Origin of the sequence: Vibrio sp. 10N.239.312.C11 (genome assembly GCF_041466065.1) — a bacterium.
GTDB lineage: Bacteria > Pseudomonadota > Gammaproteobacteria > Enterobacterales > Vibrionaceae > Vibrio > Vibrio tasmaniensis_A.
Map to the genome: position 1 here is coordinate 10,925 of NZ_JBFSRZ010000056.1, position 21,111 is coordinate 32,035.

A 21,111-nucleotide genomic window follows, 5' to 3' on the forward strand; every position below is an offset into this window, starting at 1 on the left:
GTTACTGCTCCTCTAATGGTCGAACGCAATGATTCTCTGAGCCATTACACTCTTTAATTTGTACTCTCCACCCTTTCTGCCCCGTAGGAAGCTCACATTCTGCTAACAACGATGACTTTCCTTGTGACAACAAATCTTGCTGATAACGTACTGCTTGTACTTCCTTTGTACAGCTGTACAAAGCAAGTGCTGATTTAAGGCCTGCACTGTTATTGGAAATACTATTCAACGTGCCAATCTTTGGCCTTAAGTCATATTCATTTCCGATAAGTACGTTGTCTCCGATACCATCGACAACAATTCTTGGTTCTATAATGAACATACGTACTGTTCTTCTCGTGGAGCTTTCCGTGCTTCTAAACAAAGCGCCGAGGTATGGAATATCTCCTAACAAAGGAACTTTTCGAAGCTTGTTGCTAATTTCATCACGGTATACTCCACCAATCAGCAAGCTTTGCCCCTGCTTTACCGTTGCCAAAGTACTAATTTCTGTTTTACGAATTGAAGGAACACCATCAATGTCACCATCGGGGATTTCCGCACCATCTTCTAGATGCAGACTCAAATTGATTTCAGGTCTTTCAACCAAACGGTCGCCAACGATGCGAGGTACAATTTTCAATAACGTTCCATAAGTCACTTTCTCTAGTGCTGCGGTTTCTTTGCCTATCAACTTGACATAAAATGTACTGCTGTTATTAAGGACCGCTTCCACATTTTCTTGTGTTAACAAGGTTGGTCTGGAAACCACTTGCGCACTACCTCTAGATTCAAGCAAACGAATTTGAGCCAATAAATAATTTAGGTTCGTCGCATCAAGCAGAGACTTAAAATTTTGCCCACTACCAAGCTTGACATCACCATTACCTACGTCACCAGTTGTTTTGAGGTCCAAAATACTGTTGTTACCCACTGCAAGACCAGCTCGCCAGTCAACACCCAACTGACTTAAGTCATTAGCACTAATATCAACGATAGAAAGTGCGACTTCGATCCTTGACTGCGGTTGATCTAACTGCGCCACCAACTTGTGATACAGCGGTAATCGAGCTTTTGTATCACGCACAATGATTGCATTTAAACCTGGTTCTGCTTCAACCGATGCACCGCTATGTAAAGAGACATTATTAGTAATTTTCTTAGGCGTATTGGTTATTACTTCTTCGTTCTTTTTCGCCACTTTAACCTGAGTTTGAACACCTGAAAGCACTCGGCTTAGTACCGAAGCAATCCCAGGAACCGTGACACCTTGGTCACGATAACTGATCTCTCGATCTGTCGCAGATGCATACTTCAAGGGAATAATATCGACAAACAATTCATCTGTTGAATTGGATTTCTGTACCAGTCTGCTTTCCAGTGCTTCTGCCGTTTGCACAACTAAATCGACGTATCTCGGTGGGCCAGCTAAGTAAACCAGCCCCTTATTTTCCGCTGCACGCCAGCCGTAACGAGAATCCCAAATCCCTGTCGAGATCAGGGTGCTACGTAATTCGCGAGCTGTTAACAGTTCGAGCTGCAACAATTGTGAACGGGTTTCTGTCGCTTTGTATACATGCAGCACTGCACCGTCGAAGTACCACATCAAGTTGTAAACCTGTGCCAGATAATCGAGAAACTCGGCTGGATCTTCTGGTGAAAATCGACCACTGGCTCGGTCATTTACCTTGTCGCTAACCGACACTGAAACACGGTAGTTTGCGCCAAAGTTATTCAGCAGTTCTTTTAGTGAATCATTGTCCGCGTAATAACGAAACGGTTGATCGACCCAATCAAGCTCAGAGGTATGTGAAGGAACTGCTATTATCAAACTTGAAACGTACACTACTGACAGCACGATTCTGCTTATTTGTGACTTTAAAACTGCAAGCATTATGGGATCCAAACACTGTGACTAACAGTATGATTAACACGTTGATGTTCGAGCAAATCATTGAACTGCTCCACTAAATTTACGTGCTGAGCAAGCTGCGTGCAAAGCTCTTCTGTCGTTGCACTTTCCATAATCATCTTCCCTTGCATAATCAACTGTTCTTTGTCATTCACCGTCAACGTGCTGCGTGTATCTCGCAACGTTTTCAAGGAGAGCTGCATACAATGTTTTAGCGCCTGCTCTTTTTGAAAATCAAGGTGCGATTCAAAATAAAATGGGAGCACGGTTTCCCACAAGATCCATGATGAGTGCTGGCTAATATTAAGCTGCATCTGGTCAACTTCGATATCATAGGAACCATTACTTGAGGCAATAAAATCCCCCTCCCTTAACGTTTCCGCTAGGGATTTCATCATTTTATCTAACATATTTAGTCCTATTTAAATCTGCCTGAGATTGTTACAAGCTTGCCCGCACTCATTGTTTTGAATATCAACGTAGTAATGATCCACTCTGCCAACGGTTTGCATATCTTGAAACCATTGCCAAATTTTAGCGACGGCATTTAGATCGCTAAACACAAGCTCACATGCATCCCAAATATCGCTCAGCTCAGGAGCTTGTACTCGAGCCTGGCTACACCATATTTTCCATTCAGATATAAATTTATCTGATACTCTACCGCACTCATATAAGCCCTTGAGTTTATCTAGAGTTGGCTTCCACTCTTCAACTAGTGCTCGATGAGATTCAATAACTTGATTTTGTTGCACATTGAGAACGCGAAGTTGGTCATGCAATTCACTATGCTGATTCTCAATGAGATCCAACTGTTGTTCAGCAAAAAATGTGCTACTCGCTTCTCCGGACAATCTCATCCAATACTCTTTCTGAATACTCAGTTGATTGATTAACTGTTCAAGCTTGATGGAGTCTTGTAGCGCCCTCTGATCCGTTTGCTGATTGCACCATTCATTTAAGGTTAAATACATCGAAAGAATTAGTGTCTTAGGTGACGCTAGATTGAAGCGGTAACCTAATCGCTGATTAATGTAATCCAGTCTTTGTTCAAAAGAGTTCAACACCCGTTCGTCACTTAGTTGCCCACCCACTTCTAAGAAAAGGCGCATAGCAGAGCGGTCTAAACACGTTCCAAGCTTTTGATATGTTTTAATTAGCTGACTTGCACATAAACAATCAACAACATTACGATCAAGCAAGCGCTGCAGTAAAGACAATTGGTCGTAACTCAGAACACCTTCACTGAGTAGCTGTCTGTGGTTTACATTAACAACGTTAAGCTCTTGAGTTGATTTAGGTAAGCCCTCGTACCTTGCGCCTCGCTGCAATACAGTGACCTTCCTCTGCAGCACAATGTTGTTAGGAAAAAGCGAACGGCGTCGCCAATGCTGCTTTTTCATTTTAATCTTCTCCGTATCTACTTCGAGCAATCCAGAAGGAAGTAGAGATAATAGTTTTGCTCATCGTTACGCTGAGCATAATAGGGTTTACACCCGTTAATGCCTTTCAAAATTAGTCAGAAAATTTTAGTCGTCAGACATTTCGCTTAACAATTACTACCGGATCATCTCCAGAACGGACCTTACTTGGTGTCGTTCCAAAGCGACGACGGTAACTTTGTGTAAAGTAAGACTGGCTTGAAAACCCCGCTTCCATCGCAACATCGACAATGTTCATCTTGCTTGTGAGCAATAGTTTGTGAGCGTGTAATAAACGACGTTCACTGATCCAAGCTCTAGGGGAGATACCATAATATTCGTTAAAAAGCTCTTTAAACGTAGTCAGACTCGCACCAAACTCTTGAGCATAGTCTGTCAGTTTCCACTCTTTAAGATAATGAAGATCCATAAAGCGACGGAGTCTCTCTGAGGTTCGATTTGTCAGTTGTGATAACAACGCGTAGAGGTGTTCACCTTGGTCACCATGCAGTAACAAGATGAGCATTTCCTCATACTTTAAGCGCATAATAGCATCAGGAAAAGATTGCTCTTCTAGAGTATTAATCCCTAATAACGTCTGTTCTAACAATAAGTTTAGAGTAAAAGGGAATAATCCAGACTGTACATCCTCAACCTTTGGCAACGACATCAAAAGGTCACTATGCTTTTGCAATAGTTGACTCACCAGTTCATTGTCAAATTCGATAACCGAAGCCGCATATTGACCGCCTATCGGTGTGTATTCTAGTAAGTAATCCCCTTGAGAAAGATAAACCCCTCGACCAGCGACCACGTCTAGCGTACAACCCCCGGTTTGCACCCTCAATTGACCATTGTGAACGATAACAATATGAGACTGGCTAGAATGAAACACTTCATCGTATTTTTCATAGCAGCACGCACCATGAATTTTTCGCAAGTGCGAGTCGACCCTTTCGGCGTTTAGTCGGCCTAACACATCCATTTTCTACCCTTCATAATTTTAATTCCTCCAGTTCAAACAAGAGAAACTGTCGAAGCCAGCAGTGCGATTGCAAATGCAGACCGATTACCAATAAATAGTCCATAACACTACCATCCAACCCGAATAATAACGAATAACCAAGCGCTAACTTCGATAGCAAAAATAATTCTGGCAAAAAAGTATTTTTGATATCGTCGTGACATATTTTTGATAGTTAATTAGTATTTTCTAATTTTCAACTGGTGATACAAAAAGAAATTTTACATTAAACACATGGACGTGGTATTTTTAAAGTTCGCTTGATTTACATTCCAACCAATAAGTGCGACATGCTTTATTAAAGCACCTGGGGATAGCCATATATATTCAAAGGAACTGATGCTTACATAATAAAAAACCCAATGACCTTATTTTAAATATACCTAGAACTAGGATATCCTCCAACGCATTAAACATAATAATAAAGGAAAATATTACTTCCTAGTAATTATTATAAGCCTCTAGGTTTAAGTTGGTATATACACTGCCTTGCGTAAAGATATATCGCTCTTCCTTTTTTGCGATAATCTCACCTTGATAACGCAATATAGCGCGCACTTTCATCTCGCCATTTCCAGCTTGAATCGGAGCAATAACAAACGAGTATTGAACGGGTAACTGAACCCCTTGATACTCTTGTTGTAAAACAGTAAAACACTGACTATCTAAAACCTGACACACATCGACGCTTAGAAATGTACTCACTGGAGCGGTGTAATTATCAAACGTTATCCAACCAAATAGTGCTCCTTGAAGATGATTAGAAAACCCATTTGACACTGGGTTTTTGGTTGCACAACCGCTTAGCATCAATGCAAGGAATATTAAGCAATAAGAGTTCTTTTTCATAGGAGACAAGTATTCATCTAAATTGTCAGTGACAAAGTTATGGTTACCCATGGCATCAAAGCGGTTTAATCCAGTAATAAGGGGCATTTCGCTATACTCGCTATGGTTATCCGTTGTTATCTATCAAGGGCTGGAGCAATTTGACCACTGCAATTAGTATCATCAATACAGAGACCCCCCTTCGTATGGAGCACGCATAGCCTCTTTGCACGGTCGCGACTATCTACTTATGAAATACATCGTTTACTGGCACCATTTAGAAAAGGGCAATCGTTGCTTTGGCAGTTCGCCAAAGTAAATCAAGCAATCATGCTTCTCAAAAACATAACTGACCTCATCATATAATGCGCTGAACCCTCGATATGCAACATGCTTCCCATCCGTTCTTGCTAACTATCTATATTCTAATGAAATATCTTTATAAATAAAGGATGAACTCGATTGCATCACTTTTACACAAATCAATAAAATCAATAATTTAACAACAAACAAATAAAAAAAAAGTCCTAGATACCACTTAGTTTTATCCTTATTACCCGCCATCACTCACAACGAAGGGAATACATTTCTGTCGTAAACAGGTCTTGTTAGCTAAAGTTAACAATCCAAAATTATAATTTATTGACAGCAGACGACTTTGTTGCGTAATTCAGTTTTAACCACTCGTTAATCCTTTATATCGACAAATTCTTGAGTTTAAACTTCTTCTATCCAGCGAAAATTGAAGCGAGCCAAGGCGAGCAGATCATGACAAGAAACGAAATGCGTCAAACGCTTTTTGAGTATATATAGGTTGATTACTATCGAACGAAAAGGCAATCTTACGATCACCTTTTGTATTCATCATTCCTATTCATCTAGATAGATTCACAAATAGGTATTCTGGTGAGTCTATCTTAAAGGTTGGCAATGAACTGCTGGTTAAACTGAGCGTTTACTTTGCGGTTAAGCTGTTCGTATTTCTCGGTCAATTCAATTTGTTGAGTCTGTAGTTGACCGGTGGTCAGGTTAGCAGTGTGAAGCTGACGCATCTCTTCCATAAAGCCATTTGTTAGCTGGCTAAAGATGGCATCTTTGCCGATGATAAAGCTAGTGAAGTTCTCTTTTACAAACGCTTGTTCATCGCTACTCAAGTTTTCTAGACCAAGGCGAGCTTGATTCGCTGAGGTCACATCATCAAACGTCGCTTTTGCCGGATCAGTACCAGGATTTAAGTACGCTGCTTCATTTTTGAAGTCTTCTGCTGTATGTGTTTGTGCGTTTTCAATCAGCTTTTGAGAGGAGCCTCTTACTTCAAATGTAGACTGTACTGGCTTGTGGTCGCTGACATTATCAAACCCTTCAGTGATAACACTGGTTTCATGGTTTTGTAAGTTGCCTGTTTTATTTGTTAAGCCAGTATTATCGAGCTCACCGAAGTCAGGTCGGTCACGACCTTCTTTTTGTTTAATATTACCAGTGTGCTTATCAAGCTGCATGTAAGTGTGACTATTAAGAGGATTGAACTTAAAGCCATGCTTGGCTAAATGCGTATCATCATGTGCGACTGGATCGTACATCACATCAGAACCTTGAGCGGTGCGTTTTTCACGCTCATTCAGATCACCAGTGATCAGAACCTCTTCATGCGGTTTGCTCCCTTCCATCAACTTGTTACCTTCGAATTCACGTTTGACTTCTTTGTTAGAATCCAAGTGTGCAGAAATGACGTTTAGAGCTTGACCATTGATCTCTAGAGCCGTTTTTACGCCACCTTTGTTACCAGTGATACCCATGAAGAATTCCATGTTTCGACCACCGATACCATGACGGTATTCAGACTCTTTTTTGACGTTAATATCGACGCCGTCTTTTGCAAAAACGGACATTGAAGTGTAGCTAACACCTTCACCAAGACCTTTCGTCATAACTTTCATTTTGTTTTGACTCAGAAGGTTCATACCATCAAGTTCAAGATCGTTAGCAAGCAATTTAGACTCTTGTTCCGCAAACAAAACCACATCATAGTCACCTTTTTGAATCAGGTTCTGGAAGTAGTTCTTTGTGTCTTCCGGCATCTTTTGGTTTGCTTGGTTATAGGTCAAAGTTAAGACCTTAACGTTGCCGCTGCCTTCTTTTTTATGCAGTTGTTGATTCATCTGATTCAGCTTTAAATCACCGTTTTTTGAAGAATCGGCTTTACTAAAGAAACGATTAAAAAAGCTTCGGTTTTCTTTTTGTTTTAGAGTAACGTCACCATCGCTATTTTTAGTTACGCTGTACTCTTTACCAAATACAGAACCAAATTTAACGGTATCGCCTTCTTTGGCGCTACTTTTAATATTTTGAATATCTGCGAGGTCTAAATTACCTCGATGCTGGCTATTAATTTGAATTGTAGACATACATTAAACTCGTATTTTAAATAAGGGAACTTAAACAAAGATCCCAGCAGGAAGTGTTTCTGGGATTGGCTCTGCGTTATCCGCTTGTTCAATAAAATGGTGCCATTGCTCCATTCTTTCTAACAGTTGCTGAAAAGTGTTCTGCACATAATCTTGAGGTTTGTTTGAGAGAAAAATAACCTTGTAGCTCGTTAACCTTCGGCTATCGGGCATTAGACCGATACCGAAACCACCACGGAAAGGTTCCAGAGCATGTTCACCAATCGCGATAGCAATCGTTTCTGGAAGAGGGGTTGGCAACTCCACAGGGCTGGTGAGAGACATGTGTAAGCTAATGGTGGTTTCGTTCTTAAATACGGTTAAGAAAAGTGCTTCATCATGATTATTCGTATCCGATGATAACTCACATTGAAATAATCCGTTTTCATCAAAATCCACGCCGTTACCTAAAAAACTGATACTTTCCTGATAAATATCCATTGTGTTCCTTCTGTGTATTTTTCTGAGGGTTCTTATTCGTAGTGAGAAGAATTATAAAGATGAGGGAATGGCAAGATATTAAATACGGGCGGAAGTTTTTATACTCAATGAACTTTAAGAGGCTTTGATGCTTAATTTAGTTTAGAGACAGAGTCGCACCGTTTCGTGTGCTTCTTAGTCAATACGACAAGTTTTATAACCCAGTAAGCTTGTTCAACGCTTTGCTCATCGCATAAGTTTCACCCACCTGTGCATTGTAATTTCTTAAGCTCATCGTCCTCCTAGTAACAGAGAATGAATGCATTGTTGCTTAAATCAGTTGAACCTTTTCCAAGTCTTGTGATCTGATCCTTTATGGTAGTTAGAACGGTGGTGACATGGGTAAAGCGGAAAAGAAGATAACTAACTGGGCGGAATACAATAAGGCTCTGTGCAAGCGTGGTAGAGGTTTCCAGTATTCTGATACCGCGATTGAAACTGCCTTGATGATTAAGGGGATCTTCTATCCGCCATTACGTGCTCTTCAAGGCTTTATTGATTCTATCTTTGAGCTATTGGATGTTCCACTGACGTCCCCTGACTACACCTGTATCAACAACCGTTCGAAGACAGTTCAGGTCAAATATCGCAATAAATCCAAAGGAGCTATTCGCCATATAGCGATTGACTCGACTGGTCTCAAAGTTTTTGGCGTCGTTGAACCTCAAACTGATTTGATCAACAACGCCGAGAATGAGTGGATTCCATACATCGCGGAAAATCTAAAGTAAAATGGCTATGAACTTATGCTAGGAGTGGGTTTTATTATTGGGTTGATAATCGCAACAAAGCGTAGATAAGCGTGTCAATGATCTCCTCAAGGAAGAGTTCTTGCTGACTCAGGACAAAAATCTTAACGAGTTAAAACGCTTATTGAAGAGTTGATACATACGTCTAACGAAATTAGGCGGCATTTCAGTCTAGGTGTGAATTTGCCAAATAAAATGCATGAAAAAAGCCAGTAACTTGCATTACTGACTTACTAAAAATTGCCAACCTACTTTAGAAGAAGGGGACTCTAATCCGCAGTGGTTTTAAACGGTAGGAGCAGATGCTCGCCATGCTTGGTTTTGGCTATCAGCAATTGAGCGAAACAGATCCCGCAGCTCTTTAAGCATACTATCTTGAAAACCAATATTTTCGTCAGCTTTCTGTTTCAATGCTTGTGCACGTGTCGCTAGAACTTCATCTTCTTTACCGCGAGCCTGAGCTTTAGTTTGCTCTACATTTGATGCTGAGTTTGCCATCTGACTAAGAGACTGAAGAATCGAATTTCGCGCTTGATTAGAGGTGGTAGCTTTGTCAAACTTTCGCCCCCCTTTTGTCAATTTATCAGTCAAATTACCAAGACGGTCTTGCCCGACATCCTGAACACGCTTTAACTGTTGCTGTTGAGTTTTCGATAACCCACCATTGTTCAACAAATCATTAGCCTTATCTACACCAGCTTTTTGTGTTTTCAGTAATGTATTAGTCGATGCTTCCGCTTTAATTTGTTTACCAGCTTTAGCAGAACCTATTCCGCCCAAAATTGCCGTTACACCGGCTAGAACTCCTGAAACTACAGCCATTGCGATCATCGCTTTAGCAGATTTATTTAGCTCTTGTGCTTGACTCTTAAGGCTCGCTACATTCGCTTCAACCGCGATTTCACGTTCAAGTGTTTGTTGTTCTCGGCTTAACTTCGAAACTTGGTACAGTAAGGTCATCAAAGCAAGAGATTCCGAAACCGTATTTGACGATGATTGAGTTCCAGATTGACCATGAAGTGCTTTTTCTAGGGTTTTCATAAGCAGATTTGCTGTTGGTGCCAAAGCGGTCATCAGCTTTTCAACCACGCGAGCTTGTTCTCCACTTTTCGGCGCTTTAGGTCCTTCCAAAAGATAATGTTTAGCACCTGACACCGCCGTCTCATCGTTACCACGAACCGCTGCTTCGGTTTTTGTCTCGGGGGATTTTTCAACCTTAGTCGTTTTATCTATCTCACCCAAACCGTATAGATCTGCATTCCCAGTCTTACCAATTTTATCTAACATAAATTCTCCTTAAACCGTCGCTGGACGATTCATTACCGTTTCCATCGTTTCGCTTTTCGCCTGAATCATCTGCATGATGACATTCATCAACTCTTGGAAACCTTCCATCATCTTAGCGATTTCTTTTTTAAGCTTATCAATAACCGATTGAGTCAGCACCTTCTCCGCTTTCTGCTGAGTAAGATCCGCATTAATTTCTGTCACTTTAGCTTTATTATTGGAATGAACACTATCGGCAGAGCCTTTACCAACATTAGAAAGAAGATCTAATGACTCTGCAGCAAATCGAATACCTTTAGCTGTCGTCGTGGCTGCTTTAGAACCCATATCTGCAACTTTTGCCATATTAGCTGCCGCTTTAGTCGCAATATCAGTGATTTTTTGTGCTACTTTACTGGCACTTTTCCCCGCCAATTTAGCAATACCGCCCGCAGCCGCGCCGCCAAACGTCACAACAGCCCCAATAACCGCAACCGCAATCTCTAAAGCCATCATAACTTTGCTGAGAGCATCGACATTAATGCCAGCTTCTTTCATTGCATTTTGAACAGCTGGTTCTTGCATAGCCATACTGACTACACCCAATACACCACCGGCAATCATTAGTGCACCAGCTGCTGCTCCAACACCAGTTGCCACCATTACAGCGCCCACTATAATCGAAACTGCGGCACTGACCCACCCAAATATCTTGGAAACCAGACCCGATTTTTTCGCTTCTTTAGCCGCAGCTTCAGACTCTTTGAGTTTTTGTTCGTTATCCTTTATTTCTTGTTCGTGTTTCGCTTTCGCTACTTTTACTTCTTGGATCTTAAGCTTGTTTTGTACGCTCTTCAGTTTGTCTGTGATAGCAGCTAGCTCTACCTCAAAGTCATCGGCTGACCCTGCCAGGATTTTCACTGCTAGTGAGCCCGTGTTGTCGGCGACCGCATGTAAAACCTTGGCAATCGAATCAACGATTTTTTGTAGTTGATTCATGGCTTTCAGCGTTAATTCATTGACCTTATCGCTAACTGCAGCGTTCGGTGCATCAAGCTGAACTTTAACTTTACCAGTGTTCGGTACTTCAGATTTTTTACCTTTTACGTTTTCAACCGTTACTGAAGCTGACACGTGAGATGCAGTCTTAGTAACCTTATCTAACATTGTTTGACCAGAATCCGGTAAGTATGCCTGACTCTGAGTGCGGTCTAGTGCGATAGAATTCATATTCTAGTTACTCCTTTTGTTTTTCACCGCTTCTAACATGATGCCTGCGCGTTGATGCAAATCTGCATACTCTGGTTTTCCGGCAGACATCCCCTTCGCGCTGTAAAACCCACTCTCTGCCTCTGTTAATTGCTCAAGTTTTAGGTAACACTCTGCAGAGTGGAAAGGTGGGCGTGGGTCATTAATATCTACAAGCGCTGCATAACTGTAGGCGTCAATCGCCTGCAGGTACTCACCCAGTTCTTGACGAGCAGCTCCTAAACCAATAAAAAATCGTGCTTGGTAGTGGTCAAGCATGCTAAGCAGTTGGAATATCTTACCGGCTTGCTCTATTTTTCCTGATTGGAAAAAATTGAATCCAACAGCGTAAATGTGCTCAATGGTATCTGCTGATACATCGTGCAGCATTTTTAACGTTCCACCTTCCTCAAGAAACGAAAGGAGTTCCTCTGCTTGCATTTGAGATGGGTCAGTTACCGGGTTTTGTGTAGTCATGGTTATTTATCCTTAAATCGCTCGTAGGATTGCTTGCAAAATATTGTGGTACTTTTGAACAAATTTGTTCATAGCTTCAACAGTTGCGTTGTATTGGGAACTGATGTCGCTTAACGCAGTAGTTTTTAACTGTACAGAATCGTTAATTGGCTTCGACTTACTTGAAACCGAGCTAGAAAAATTACTAAGGTATTTGTTATCTGTATTGTTATAATATACATCGCGACTAACAGTCACTCCTGCATGCTCTAAAAATTGTTTGTGAGTAAAGTATTTAACTCCATCAGAACCAACCCTTGGAGTTATATGTTTTTCTAAATACTTAAACTCCTTACCTTTTTCAAACTTTTGTTGAGTCTCATATCCGAAATGTTTATAAGTAAAATGCTGCCTGTCTGGATAATAATGCCCACCACCAGTACTTGAGTTAATTATCTCCGATAACTTTGTACTGATGGTAGTCTGGACTTGACCAAATATTTTTAGTTTAGTCGTAAGCTCTTGGAGTTCCTCTTTCTTCTCGTTACGCTTTTCAAGACGGTTCACTCGACGCTCATTTAAAGAAAACAGCACGCGCTCATCAAAACGATCGCCAATAGTCGAATCAATCACAGATAACAAATCACGAGAGGTTAACGAGTGCTCAGCTTTAACATCTGCTTTCCTTTGACCGTCAGTCCCTACCGTTATTTTCTTTTCATCTTCTGTGATTTTACTTAAACGAGCTTTCAGAGCGGCTAGGTTACTCATCATTTTTTTATGACGAGTGGCAAAGTCGATACCAACATCTTTCCTCAACATCATTTTTTCAAACTGAAATCTTATATCTCGTGCTGTATGCTGTTTTATTTGGTCAACCTGTTGTTGTGGAGTTTGGAACTTCTGCACTTCGTGAAGACTGCTATAAAAGGCATCGACTTGAGTGTTTATAAGACTCACAGCCATATTCGAGAATAAGCTAGAGAGCGTTATATCCGTAGATGAGCTCCTTAGCTTTGCAATTGCCGCATCAAGTACTATTTGCAGCTTACTAACCGAACCAGCTCCATAAGCATTTGCGTATTGACCTTTTACTTGGTTCACCAGATCGTTCAGCCCTCCTCTAAGCTCCTGCTTAGACATACCTGGAAGCCAAGTGATTTTATTTGCCAAAAGTTGTGCATCACTGCCACTTAGCGTAAGACCTGCATTATTTAAAGATCTAGTAAGCTGTGCTAAAACTGCTGCTTTGAAGCTTTCTTTCGTTAATAAATAATCCGAGTTATTTAGCTCGTTGATGTCTACCGAACCTAGATTGCGAAATGCATTACGCAAAAAAGAAATAGCGTTCTCACGAACCTTACTAGAGCTCATTTGCTGAGAAAGTGAATTTATAAACACACTGATCTTCGCAGTAGCTTGTTTAAGTGCATCGGCATCTAAGTTAGCTATTTGTTCTTCTTGGGTACTCTGGCTTCCTAATCGGAACTGATTGATAAAGTCTGTAGGGAGCGAATTGTCTACCTTGTCACTTAACTGCTTTTCGAACCAAGTTCGGAATTGGTAAGTAAGTGTTTTGTTGACTCCGTTTACCAAGTCTTGAGGTGAAATCTGACCATTCACCGCTTGATTTTGCAACGATTTCATCCAATGAGCAGCAGTATCAACTGCAGCAGTGCCAGTAAATGCTGCTTGTTTTTCTAGTAGTTTCCTCAATGAATTGGCATAAAGATCAAGGCTATCTTGTTCACTACGCCCTAACACCTTAGGCAATTGACTAATCAACGCCTTCAACTTAGCCGCATTTGGCTCCCCTAAAATATTAGCCAATTTATCAGCCAAACGATCCTGAAATGAGGTCTGCGGCTCTGGTCGAGGTCCTACCCCACCTACTGGGTTTCTTCTGTTTATATCCGTCATTTAAAAACCTTTAAATTACTATGCCACGAAGTAACACAGGCCGCTTGCGCCTAGAGCCTTCGGCATTAGTGCCGTGGAGCGGATGTTGTTGTTGTCTGCGGCGTTGTACTTCCTCGAGCAATTCATGTTCTGCTTGTTTCATCAGTTTGGGATCGGCGTTTAACCCATCAAGCAGAATATTTCCTGCTACTGGACCAACACCTAATCCTTCAAGTAGTTCATTGAACACTTCAGCTCTGTCATCTGCAGTAAGGATAGCAAGTTCTGATTTTTCAATGGTTTCGGTAAAGGGTTGCTTCATCTTGATACCTATATTAAAGCGAAGCATCTATTAGATGCTGTCAGTAACAGTCGAGAGTTTTTACTTTCTTTCTCTTTTTAAGTGGGCGGTAGTCACTCAGGCGCAAGTAGTACCAATCATCTTGTTCATCGTGACTCGCACCACAGGCTCCCAAATAGAATTGCGCTAATCTTTGGTTACTCATATTGCTACCACGCAATACGTCAACGTTGCCACGAATGATCCAGTTGAGTGGGTACAATCGGATAGCATGTTCTGCGAGTAAAAACAGTGCAGAGAAAGGATTGCTCAAACCTTGGTTTGGAGTAATTCTTCGCAACAAAACGATGATAATTTCACCATCGTCTACTCGGAACACGAGCTCCATACCGTCGTATTCGTAGCGATGGCCAAGTAAGATCGTGCTTTTCTGCCAGAAATAAGGCCTCACTTTGATTCCTGACGTCACTAAAGACTGACTGAGTACACATGCCATTACATTCCCACCCTGCCTAAAGGTTGAATATTAATTTGTTGCGTTAGTTCTTGAAAAGACAGCACTGGCAGATCGTAGTATTCAGATTCAATCAATTTTCGCACGTAACGGCGTACGTCCATTGACACCACTAACACTGGTTTATTTGGCATACGGCTCAAATCACCAACTGCTTGCTTAACGTCGCTGACAAACTGTTGAGTAACGGAAGGGTCAAGCGCTAAGTAACTGCCCGACGAAGTCTGACGAATACCGTTACGGAGCATATCTTCCAAGCTCTGATCTAACAGGTATGCTGGCAACATATTTTGACCGCTGGCGTACTTGTAACAAATATAGCGTTTCAAACTTGAACGGATGTATTCAGTCAACTGAACCACGTCTTTTTCTTTTTGTCCCCACTCCACCATTGCTTCTAAGATCACTCGTAAGTTACGAATAGAAATATCCTCAGAGACAAGGCGTTGTAGGATTTCCGTCATTTTTTGCAAAGGCACAATACGCTGTGTCTCTTTTACTAATTCGGAATAACTGCCTTCCATTTGCTCTAGCAAATAACGAGTCTCTTGGATACCGATAAAATCTTGGGCGTACTCTTTTAGCACATGAGATAGGTGGTAAGTCAAAATACGGTCGGGAGTTAAAAAGCCCACTTGGCTGTTTTCTAGTTTTACTTTATGACTGTGGTCTACCCAAATACTCGAAATTCCCGGTAGAAAATCGTCATCTTTCTCGTAAGGTATACCAAGCAAATCGATCTGCTCATTATCTTCTGTCACCAGCAGTTTTAAGCTTTGAATCCGACCGCGGGCAACTGGCACTTCTTGCAATTGAATCAAGTATTCACCGTTGCTCATCCCTTCGTTAAATCGTAAGTGAATCCCCGGGAACGGCACGCCGAGATCTAGGTACAACGCTCGTCTTACTCGTGCGAGCTCATCATTCAAAGCGACGGCTTCTAAGCTCTCTTGTAAGCGAGCATCCAAATCGATTAGCAGCGGTACCGTCATAGCGAACTCTTCTTGTTCACCTAGTTTTCCTTTGCTGTTGCGCTGAGGTGCCGCTTTGTTCGATTTGGCGGCTGGCGAGCCCGCGCCTTGGGCAACAAAACTTGGTAAGTCGGCACTGCTTAATTTACTTTGTTGTTTTTTGTTATGGAGTAAGAAAAAGCCGCCACCACCGACTACAATAGCAAGAACAAAGAAGGTAACCTTCGGGAAACCGGGAATAAGCGCAAACAACACTAGCAACACACCGCCAATCAACAAAGCTCTTGGTTGTGCTGTAACCTGTGCTCCGATATCTGAGCCTAGGTCAGAGGACTCTTCATTCGAAACGCGCGTCACAATAATACCGGCAGTAATCGCGATAAAGAGAGCCGGAATTTGCGATACCAGGCCATCACCTACGGTCAAAACAGCAAATAGCTCCAATGCTTCCGACGCTGACATGCCTTTTTGAGTCACACCTATGGTTACACCGCCAAGAATATTCACCACGATTATCACCAGACCAGCAATAGAGTCTCCTTTTACGAACTTCATCGCCCCGTCCATAGAGCCGTACATTTGGCTTTCTTTTTCAATCACTGAACGGCGATGACGCGCCTCATGAACATCGATTACCCCGGCGCGCATATCGCCGTCTATACTCATTTGCTTACCCGGCATCGCATCAAGGGAGAATCGAGCACTGACTTCCGCTACCCTTTCTGAACCTTTAGTAATCACCATAAACTGAACGATTGTGATGATCAGGAAAACTACGATGCCCACGACCAGGTTACCACCCACGACGAAGTTACCAAAGGTAGAAACGATTTGACCAGCATCACCTTGCAGCAGGATAAGTCGTGTTGTAGTGATAGAAAGTGACAAGCGAAATAGTGTAGTGATCAACAGAACCGCTGGGAATGCAGAGAACTCTAGGGGGGATGTAATGTAGATAGCAATCATCAATAAGACGACCGCTATACTCATGTTGGTACCGATAAGTACATCCACCAATGTCGTAGGTAAAGGCAAGATCATCATAAAGACGATTGCCAGTAGCATCACGGCAAGCATGATGTCTTTACGCTGCCCAACCTTGTTAATAATATCGATCAACTTATTCATTTGGTTCACTATTTAGAGATTTTATATAACAGCGATGAGCGCGGCGCGCGCCCTCAACATCATCTTGTTTCCAGCGGGCTTGGCTAAGACAAAACCATAAACCAGCTTCATTAGAGTTGTTGGCTTCCAACAAGCTTTCGCACAGTTCGATTGAACGAGCGTACCGCCCTAAATCCAGGCATGCTACCGCTAATGTTTGGCGAGCTTCTTTATGCTGAGGTTCGATTTCCAACAGCGCTTCGAGTAACATAATTGCTTGTTTAGGTTTTTTATATTGAACTTGGAGAGCCCCGTGGATAAGCAATAGCTCCACATCTTTTGCTTGTAACATGGGAGTTAAACCTGAATCAGTAGATTCAACGCCATGGTGAGATAACGTTGATCTAATTGAGTAGTTTGCAACGTTTCCGCTGCTTGAGTTAGCGTATGAGAACCATTTTTCTTCGCCAAGTCTTGAAGTCTTTGCAGAGTTATATCAAACTGCTGACGGTATTTTTCTGGGCGAAGTAAGTCTGTATGTGTAATCTTTGGCTTAGCGAGTGGCATCAAGTACTGCTCTGAAGGGCGAAGTTCATACAATTTCTCTAGGTGCGTCGCGATGGCTTGACCGTCAGGTAGCAGTTGAAAACGTTGTGGAAAGTCGCTTTCGACTTGCTCAAGAGAGATATGAGCAAAACTTTCAATACCAACGTTTAATGTACTAATCCGATTCATGAGTTCACCACGTCGTTATGCAAACGAACTAGCAACGCGAATGCTTGTTCTATGGTTGGTAAGGTAACTTCATCGCCTTCAATTTGCGCTGAGAAAACTAACGCTTGTTCATCGAACAGCCCAGTTTTAATAGTGAATGGCCACCCTTGCCCTGAATGACAAAAGCTCAGTGCCTTTTTAATTGACTCATTAGATTGATGCCATGGCAGCGCTTTTACCAACATAAGAAACAAACAATCCTGATATTTCTCAAGGTACAAGGTGCCGCTTTGTTCAAAGCTCAACTGAACACGTCCAGCCGACGAGAAATTTACGGCTTCAAGCCCCATTCCTCGGCAAAAATCATCCACTGACGCATCAATCCAATTCATCGTTCCAAATTTCCTCTTCTTCTAAATCAATCGCTTCATCAAGCACTTTTTGTATTGCTTGTATTAGGTTTTGCCGCTGTTCTTCGTCGTTAAACACATCAATGGAAATATGCCGAACTAAGTTGTGCAGTTCTCGTAAAAAACTAATTTGTCGCTCAATGGCCCCCAACTTCATGGCGTTCACTAAGTTCCATATCTCTTCGCTTCCCACCCAGCGCTGCTCAACTAAGTCGATGACATCCGACATTAAATCAGTAACTTGATAAGCCATGGCTTGCCTGCTGAGGTTTAAACATCTGATAGATATTACTAACTTGATCTTGAAGGGTATTCAGCGTCTTAAGTTTTTGCATATCTGACATCAAAAGCTGCAGCTTAACCGAATCAATATTACTGCCTTGAACACTTAAATCTGCACTCATACCTTGCAACATAAAGTCGACGGCGGTGGACACCTCTTTTTCACCAAATCGCTCAACCACATCCTTGTATGCCGAGCCTAAGCCTTGGTAACTGTGTACTGTGTCACGATAGAAACCGCGTAGTTGGTGCAAACTGCTAAAGTCTTGCTCTTTGCTATATTCATCAGCAAAGCTCGACACACGAATCTCGGTATCAATCTGAGACCAAGAATCTGGATTTTGCTCAAAGTTCAGAAGGGCTTGGTCAATCAGCGCCAACAGATTCTTACTTTCTGGGTTCGCTCCGAGAAACTTTTTTACCGCCTTTAATGCAAGGTACTGGTGACTCTTCTCTTCAGAAAAGCCATTAAGGTAAGCTTGTAGCTGCGCGATCGTTGATAAGTTGCCACCCGCCATCTTGGTAGCAAGGTCTTTGATCTTTTGGTTCTTCTCAAGATCAGGAACTTTCCTTAAATATTCAGACACCAACTCATGAGCTTCATTAACCCGAAGACCACCATCTTTTACTTTACGTTTGGTTAGATCTTTTTCTGCTTTTTCTGAGCCTAATGACGTCAGCTCCTCCATTGCGTCAAATAATGATTGAGTAGCATTGTGTACTCGGACGCTCTCGCCTCGATAGTTTCCACCAATTGACTCCCCAGAACGTACGTACTCATGACCGCTTCGAATTGGCGTGTCAAACTTGTTACCCGTTGCAATTTGATTGTTGATAATACTCACTCATTTGCACTCCTTTCGTACAATATGACTTGAGTGTAAATGTTGTATTTGCAATAGGCTGTCAAAATCAGACGTGTTTTTTTAGGGCATTTTTAGTTTTCTAAAAACTCCCGACCAATAGTCACTATAAATACTGCCCCATCCTTTCTACTCTATCACTACCAGTTATTACGCATATTTCCTAAATTGAACGATTTCTCATACATCACCGAAACGCAACAATCTGCTATCAAACAAACTCGTTTGATACAAATCCGCGGCCGAGTTACTCAAGTTACTGGCACCATCATCAAAGCCGTGGTTCCTGGTGTTCGTGTTGGGGAACTTTGTGAGTTGCGCAACCCTGATCAAACCTTGTCGCTTCTCGCGGAAGTGGTTGGTTTTCAGCAACATCACGCGTTACTTACTCCACTTGGAAACATGCTTGGTATTTCCTCCAACACCGAAGTGAGTCCACTTGGAAAAATGCATGAAGTAGGCGTTGGCAACCACTTGTTAGGTAAGGTACTGGATGGACTGGGTCGCCCGTTTGATGGCACCCAAAATAAAGAACCGAGTGCTTGGTATCCAGTTTACAAAGATGCACCGCCACCGATGCAACGAAAATTGATCGAAAATCCCATCTCCATGGGGGTTCGTTCGATAGACGGATTACTCACCTGCGGCGAAGGACAAAGGATGGGTATTTTTGCCGCGGCTGGTGGTGGTAAAAGTACCCTACTCGCCAAGTTCATCCGCTCCGCTGACGTTGATGTCACAGTTCTCGCCCTTATCGGCGAAAGGGGGCGTGAGGTTAAAGAATTTATCGAACACGACCTTGGTGAAGAAGGCATGACAAGGGCGGTGTTAGTCGTAGCAACCTCAGATAGACCTGCAATGGAACGTGCCAAAGCTGCGTTTGTGGCCACCTCCATCGCAGAGTACTTCCGTGACCAAGGTAAACGCGTCCTACTGCTTATGGATTCTGTCACTCGCTTTGCCCGAGCTCAACGTGAAATCGGCTTGGCAGCAGGTGAACCACCAACACGACGAGGTTATCCGCCTTCTGTTTTTGCTGCATTGCCAAGACTGATGGAACGTGCTGGCCAATCAGACAAAGGCTCCATCACCGCTCTGTACACCGTACTTGTAGAAGGTGACGATATGACAGAACCAGTTGCCGACGAGACCCGATCAATACTTGATGGTCACATTATTCTTTCTCGGAAACTGGCCGCAATGAACCACTACCCAGCCATTGACGTGCTTCGTTCAGCAAGCCGTGTAATGAACCAAATCGTGGATAAAACTCATCAAGCATCGGCAGCTCATATGCGTGAAATGCTGGCAAAATATGAAGAAGTTGAACTGCTGATTAAAATTGGCGAATACCAACATGGTGCTGATAACCGCGCGGATATGGCCATTGATCAAAGTGATGATATCCGAGCGTTTTTACGTCAAGGCACACACGAAACAAGTGAGCTCGACGAAACCGTGACTCAGTTACAAGGACTCGCGGGCTTATGATCGAGCAGTTACTAGAGATCAAAACGATTCGTGCCGAGCGAGCTGACAGTGCAGTTCAGCAGCAAGAGTACCGAGTCAACAACGCCCTCTCTATAAGGCGAAAATCCGAGCAGTCCGTAGTCGATTATCACCAATGGCGAAAAGAAGAAGAAGAGCGACGATTTACCAAAGCGAAGCAGAAAATGGTGGTGCTAAAAGAACTCGAGATATTGCGACAAGAAATCGCACTATTGAGGGAAAGAGAAGCCGATTTAAAGCAGCGAGCCGCTGAAGCCAAAAAAGTATTGGAGCAAGAAGCTCAACGGCTCAAAGAGAGAAAAAAAGAAGCAATCGCCGCTCATAAAACCAAAGAAAAATTCATTCAGCTAAACGAACAAGAAATCGCTGAACAAATACGTCAAGTGCAGTACCAAGAAGAGCTCGAACAAGAAGAGTTTCGTAGTGCCATTGTTTCATAGAAGGTAAAAATGCGAGTCAAACACGATCACCCAGACACAGCAGGATTTCCCAAAAAGGTTCGACAGAGTCCCGCGACTAACGTCTCGGAAGAACTTGAGTCTATCTTTAACAATGCTCTGAAGCCTAAAACTCAGCCAGCCAATCTTCAGCAAAAGAGTGCCAAAGACCAAGCTGATTCAACGGATTCAACGGATTCAACGGATTCAACGGATTCAACGGTTTCAACGGATTCAACGGTTTCAACGGATTCAACGGATTCAACGGATTCAACGGATTCAACGGTTTCAACGGAT

Annotated in this window: 21 protein-coding genes and 2 pseudogenes; 4 read left to right on the forward strand and 19 right to left on the reverse strand. The window is 42.4% G+C overall.

Annotated features, from left to right (window positions below; genetic code table 11):
- Position 1 precedes the first annotated feature (1 nt).
- From sctC to ati1, 7 genes are all read right to left on the reverse strand, one after another.
- Positions 2-1,873, reverse strand: a complete 1,872-nt coding sequence (gene sctC, locus AB6D07_RS19055) for a type III secretion system outer membrane ring subunit SctC (protein ID WP_017100156.1) — start codon at positions 1,871-1,873, stop codon at positions 2-4.
- Entirely contained in the window at positions 1,873-2,301 is a 429-nt protein-coding gene (locus AB6D07_RS19060) for a YscB family type III secretion system chaperone (protein WP_017096464.1), read from the reverse strand. The genes sctC and AB6D07_RS19060 overlap by 1 nt, the downstream gene beginning before the upstream one ends.
- Positions 2,302-2,313: 12 nt before the next feature.
- Positions 2,314-3,294: a T3SS regulon anti-activator ExsD domain-containing protein gene (locus AB6D07_RS19065; RefSeq protein WP_017104175.1), complete on the reverse strand. Its 981-nt coding sequence runs from the start codon at positions 3,292-3,294 to the stop codon at positions 2,314-2,316.
- A 133-nt stretch (positions 3,295-3,427) separates the two neighbouring features.
- Positions 3,428-4,297 (reverse strand): helix-turn-helix transcriptional regulator, encoded by an 870-nt coding sequence (locus AB6D07_RS19070; protein ID WP_017100158.1) that lies wholly within the window; start codon positions 4,295-4,297, stop codon positions 3,428-3,430.
- A 480-nt stretch (positions 4,298-4,777) separates the two neighbouring features.
- Complete coding sequence (locus AB6D07_RS19075; protein WP_017096461.1) at positions 4,778-5,272, reverse strand: YscW family type III secretion system pilotin; 495 nt, start codon at positions 5,270-5,272, stop codon at positions 4,778-4,780.
- Between the two features lie 809 nt (positions 5,273-6,081).
- Positions 6,082-7,569 carry a VPA0450 family T3SS effector inositol phosphatase gene (locus tag AB6D07_RS19080; RefSeq protein WP_017096459.1) on the reverse strand — a complete coding sequence of 496 codons (1,488 nt, stop codon included), beginning with the start codon at positions 7,567-7,569 and terminating at the stop codon, positions 6,082-6,084.
- A 30-nt stretch (positions 7,570-7,599) separates the two neighbouring features.
- Positions 7,600-8,049, reverse strand: coding sequence for an Ati1 family type III secretion system chaperone (gene ati1, locus AB6D07_RS19085; protein WP_017100160.1), 450 nt, complete (start codon positions 8,047-8,049; stop codon positions 7,600-7,602).
- 377 nt (positions 8,050-8,426) lie between these two features.
- Here ati1 and AB6D07_RS19090 point away from each other — a divergent pair.
- Positions 8,427-8,741, forward strand: a pseudogene (locus AB6D07_RS19090) (transposase); the annotation flags it as partial.
- 381 nt (positions 8,742-9,122) lie between these two features.
- Here AB6D07_RS19090 and vopD read toward each other — a convergent pair.
- Genes vopD through sctW form a run of 12 tightly spaced genes read right to left on the reverse strand, consistent with a single transcriptional unit; the run spans position 9,123 to position 18,850 of the window.
- On the reverse strand, positions 9,123-10,124 hold the full coding sequence (gene vopD, locus AB6D07_RS19095; protein WP_017104174.1) for a type III secretion system translocon subunit VopD: 1,002 nt from the start codon (positions 10,122-10,124) through the stop codon (positions 9,123-9,125).
- A gap of 9 nt (positions 10,125-10,133) precedes the next feature.
- Positions 10,134-11,333 carry a type III secretion system translocon subunit SctE gene (gene sctE / locus AB6D07_RS19100; RefSeq protein WP_017096455.1) on the reverse strand — a complete coding sequence of 400 codons (1,200 nt, stop codon included), beginning with the start codon at positions 11,331-11,333 and terminating at the stop codon, positions 10,134-10,136.
- Between the two features lie 3 nt (positions 11,334-11,336).
- Positions 11,337-11,828 carry a SycD/LcrH family type III secretion system chaperone gene (locus AB6D07_RS19105; protein ID WP_017096454.1) on the reverse strand — a complete coding sequence of 164 codons (492 nt, stop codon included), beginning with the start codon at positions 11,826-11,828 and terminating at the stop codon, positions 11,337-11,339.
- A gap of 12 nt (positions 11,829-11,840) precedes the next feature.
- Entirely contained in the window at positions 11,841-13,727 is a 1,887-nt protein-coding gene (locus AB6D07_RS19110; protein WP_017096453.1) for a virulence-associated V antigen, read from the reverse strand.
- Positions 13,728-13,737: 10 nt separating this feature from the next.
- Entirely contained in the window at positions 13,738-14,028 is a 291-nt protein-coding gene (locus AB6D07_RS19115) for an LcrG family type III secretion system chaperone (RefSeq protein WP_017096452.1), read from the reverse strand.
- A 40-nt stretch (positions 14,029-14,068) separates the two neighbouring features.
- Positions 14,069-14,503, reverse strand: a complete 435-nt coding sequence (locus AB6D07_RS19120; protein WP_017096451.1) for an LcrR family type III secretion system chaperone — start codon at positions 14,501-14,503, stop codon at positions 14,069-14,071.
- Positions 14,503-16,629 (reverse strand): type III secretion system export apparatus subunit SctV, encoded by a 2,127-nt coding sequence (sctV, locus tag AB6D07_RS19125; RefSeq protein WP_102249940.1) that lies wholly within the window; start codon positions 16,627-16,629, stop codon positions 14,503-14,505. Before sctV ends, AB6D07_RS19120 begins: the two co-directional genes overlap by 1 nt.
- Positions 16,613-16,951, reverse strand: a complete 339-nt coding sequence (gene vscY, locus AB6D07_RS19130; RefSeq protein WP_017096449.1) for a type III secretion system chaperone VscY — start codon at positions 16,949-16,951, stop codon at positions 16,613-16,615. The genes sctV and vscY overlap by 17 nt, the downstream gene beginning before the upstream one ends.
- A gap of 5 nt (positions 16,952-16,956) precedes the next feature.
- Positions 16,957-17,334, reverse strand: coding sequence for a type III secretion system protein VscX (vscX, locus tag AB6D07_RS19135; RefSeq protein WP_017096448.1), 378 nt, complete (start codon positions 17,332-17,334; stop codon positions 16,957-16,959).
- On the reverse strand, positions 17,331-17,705 hold the full coding sequence (gene sycN, locus AB6D07_RS19140) for a type III secretion chaperone SycN (protein WP_017096447.1): 375 nt from the start codon (positions 17,703-17,705) through the stop codon (positions 17,331-17,333). Before sycN ends, vscX begins: the two co-directional genes overlap by 4 nt.
- Positions 17,692-17,976, reverse strand: a complete 285-nt coding sequence (locus AB6D07_RS19145) for a TyeA family type III secretion system gatekeeper subunit (protein WP_017096446.1) — start codon at positions 17,974-17,976, stop codon at positions 17,692-17,694. The genes sycN and AB6D07_RS19145 overlap by 14 nt, the downstream gene beginning before the upstream one ends.
- Positions 17,957-18,850, reverse strand: coding sequence for a type III secretion system gatekeeper subunit SctW (gene sctW, locus AB6D07_RS19150; protein ID WP_017096445.1), 894 nt, complete (start codon positions 18,848-18,850; stop codon positions 17,957-17,959). Before sctW ends, AB6D07_RS19145 begins: the two co-directional genes overlap by 20 nt.
- Before the next feature lie 186 nt (positions 18,851-19,036).
- Between sctW and sctN the strand changes: the two genes are divergently transcribed.
- The 3 genes and pseudogenes from sctN to AB6D07_RS19165 all read left to right on the forward strand — a co-directional run.
- Entirely contained in the window at positions 19,037-20,359 is a 1,323-nt protein-coding gene (gene sctN, locus AB6D07_RS19155) for a type III secretion system ATPase SctN (protein WP_017100265.1), read from the forward strand.
- A complete protein-coding gene (gene sctO, locus AB6D07_RS19160) occupies positions 20,356-20,817 on the forward strand; it encodes a type III secretion system stalk subunit SctO (RefSeq protein WP_017096443.1) in 462 nt (153 codons plus the stop codon). Before sctN ends, sctO begins: the two co-directional genes overlap by 4 nt.
- 9 nt (positions 20,818-20,826) lie before the next feature.
- Positions 20,827-21,111, forward strand: a pseudogene (locus AB6D07_RS19165) (type III secretion system needle length determinant); the annotation flags it as partial.

Excerpts from the sequence above, each read along its gene's own strand:
- sctC (WP_017100156.1), bottom strand. The coding sequence starts at position 1,873 with ATGCTTGCAGTTTTAAAGTCACAAATAAGCAGAATCGTGCTGTCAGTA.
- AB6D07_RS19060 (WP_017096464.1), bottom strand. The coding sequence starts at position 2,301 with ATGTTAGATAAAATGATGAAATCCCTAGCGGAAACGTTAAGGGAGGGG.
- AB6D07_RS19065 (WP_017104175.1), bottom strand. The coding sequence starts at position 3,294 with ATGAAAAAGCAGCATTGGCGACGCCGTTCGCTTTTTCCTAACAACATT.
- AB6D07_RS19070 (WP_017100158.1), bottom strand. The coding sequence starts at position 4,297 with ATGGATGTGTTAGGCCGACTAAACGCCGAAAGGGTCGACTCGCACTTG.
- AB6D07_RS19075 (WP_017096461.1), bottom strand. The coding sequence starts at position 5,272 with ATGCCCCTTATTACTGGATTAAACCGCTTTGATGCCATGGGTAACCAT.
- AB6D07_RS19080 (WP_017096459.1), bottom strand. The coding sequence starts at position 7,569 with ATGTCTACAATTCAAATTAATAGCCAGCATCGAGGTAATTTAGACCTC.
- ati1 (WP_017100160.1), bottom strand. The coding sequence starts at position 8,049 with ATGGATATTTATCAGGAAAGTATCAGTTTTTTAGGTAACGGCGTGGAT.
- vopD (WP_017104174.1), bottom strand. The coding sequence starts at position 10,124 with ATGTTAGATAAAATTGGTAAGACTGGGAATGCAGATCTATACGGTTTG.
- sctE (WP_017096455.1), bottom strand. The coding sequence starts at position 11,333 with ATGAATTCTATCGCACTAGACCGCACTCAGAGTCAGGCATACTTACCG.
- AB6D07_RS19105 (WP_017096454.1), bottom strand. The coding sequence starts at position 11,828 with ATGACTACACAAAACCCGGTAACTGACCCATCTCAAATGCAAGCAGAG.
- AB6D07_RS19110 (WP_017096453.1), bottom strand. The coding sequence starts at position 13,727 with ATGACGGATATAAACAGAAGAAACCCAGTAGGTGGGGTAGGACCTCGA.
- AB6D07_RS19115 (WP_017096452.1), bottom strand. The coding sequence starts at position 14,028 with ATGAAGCAACCCTTTACCGAAACCATTGAAAAATCAGAACTTGCTATC.
- AB6D07_RS19120 (WP_017096451.1), bottom strand. The coding sequence starts at position 14,503 with ATGGCATGTGTACTCAGTCAGTCTTTAGTGACGTCAGGAATCAAAGTG.
- vscY (WP_017096449.1), bottom strand. The coding sequence starts at position 16,951 with ATGTTACAAGCAAAAGATGTGGAGCTATTGCTTATCCACGGGGCTCTC.
- vscX (WP_017096448.1), bottom strand. The coding sequence starts at position 17,334 with ATGAATCGGATTAGTACATTAAACGTTGGTATTGAAAGTTTTGCTCAT.
- sycN (WP_017096447.1), bottom strand. The coding sequence starts at position 17,705 with ATGAATTGGATTGATGCGTCAGTGGATGATTTTTGCCGAGGAATGGGG.
- AB6D07_RS19145 (WP_017096446.1), bottom strand. The coding sequence starts at position 17,976 with ATGGCTTATCAAGTTACTGATTTAATGTCGGATGTCATCGACTTAGTT.
- sctO (WP_017096443.1), top strand. The coding sequence starts at position 20,356 with ATGATCGAGCAGTTACTAGAGATCAAAACGATTCGTGCCGAGCGAGCT.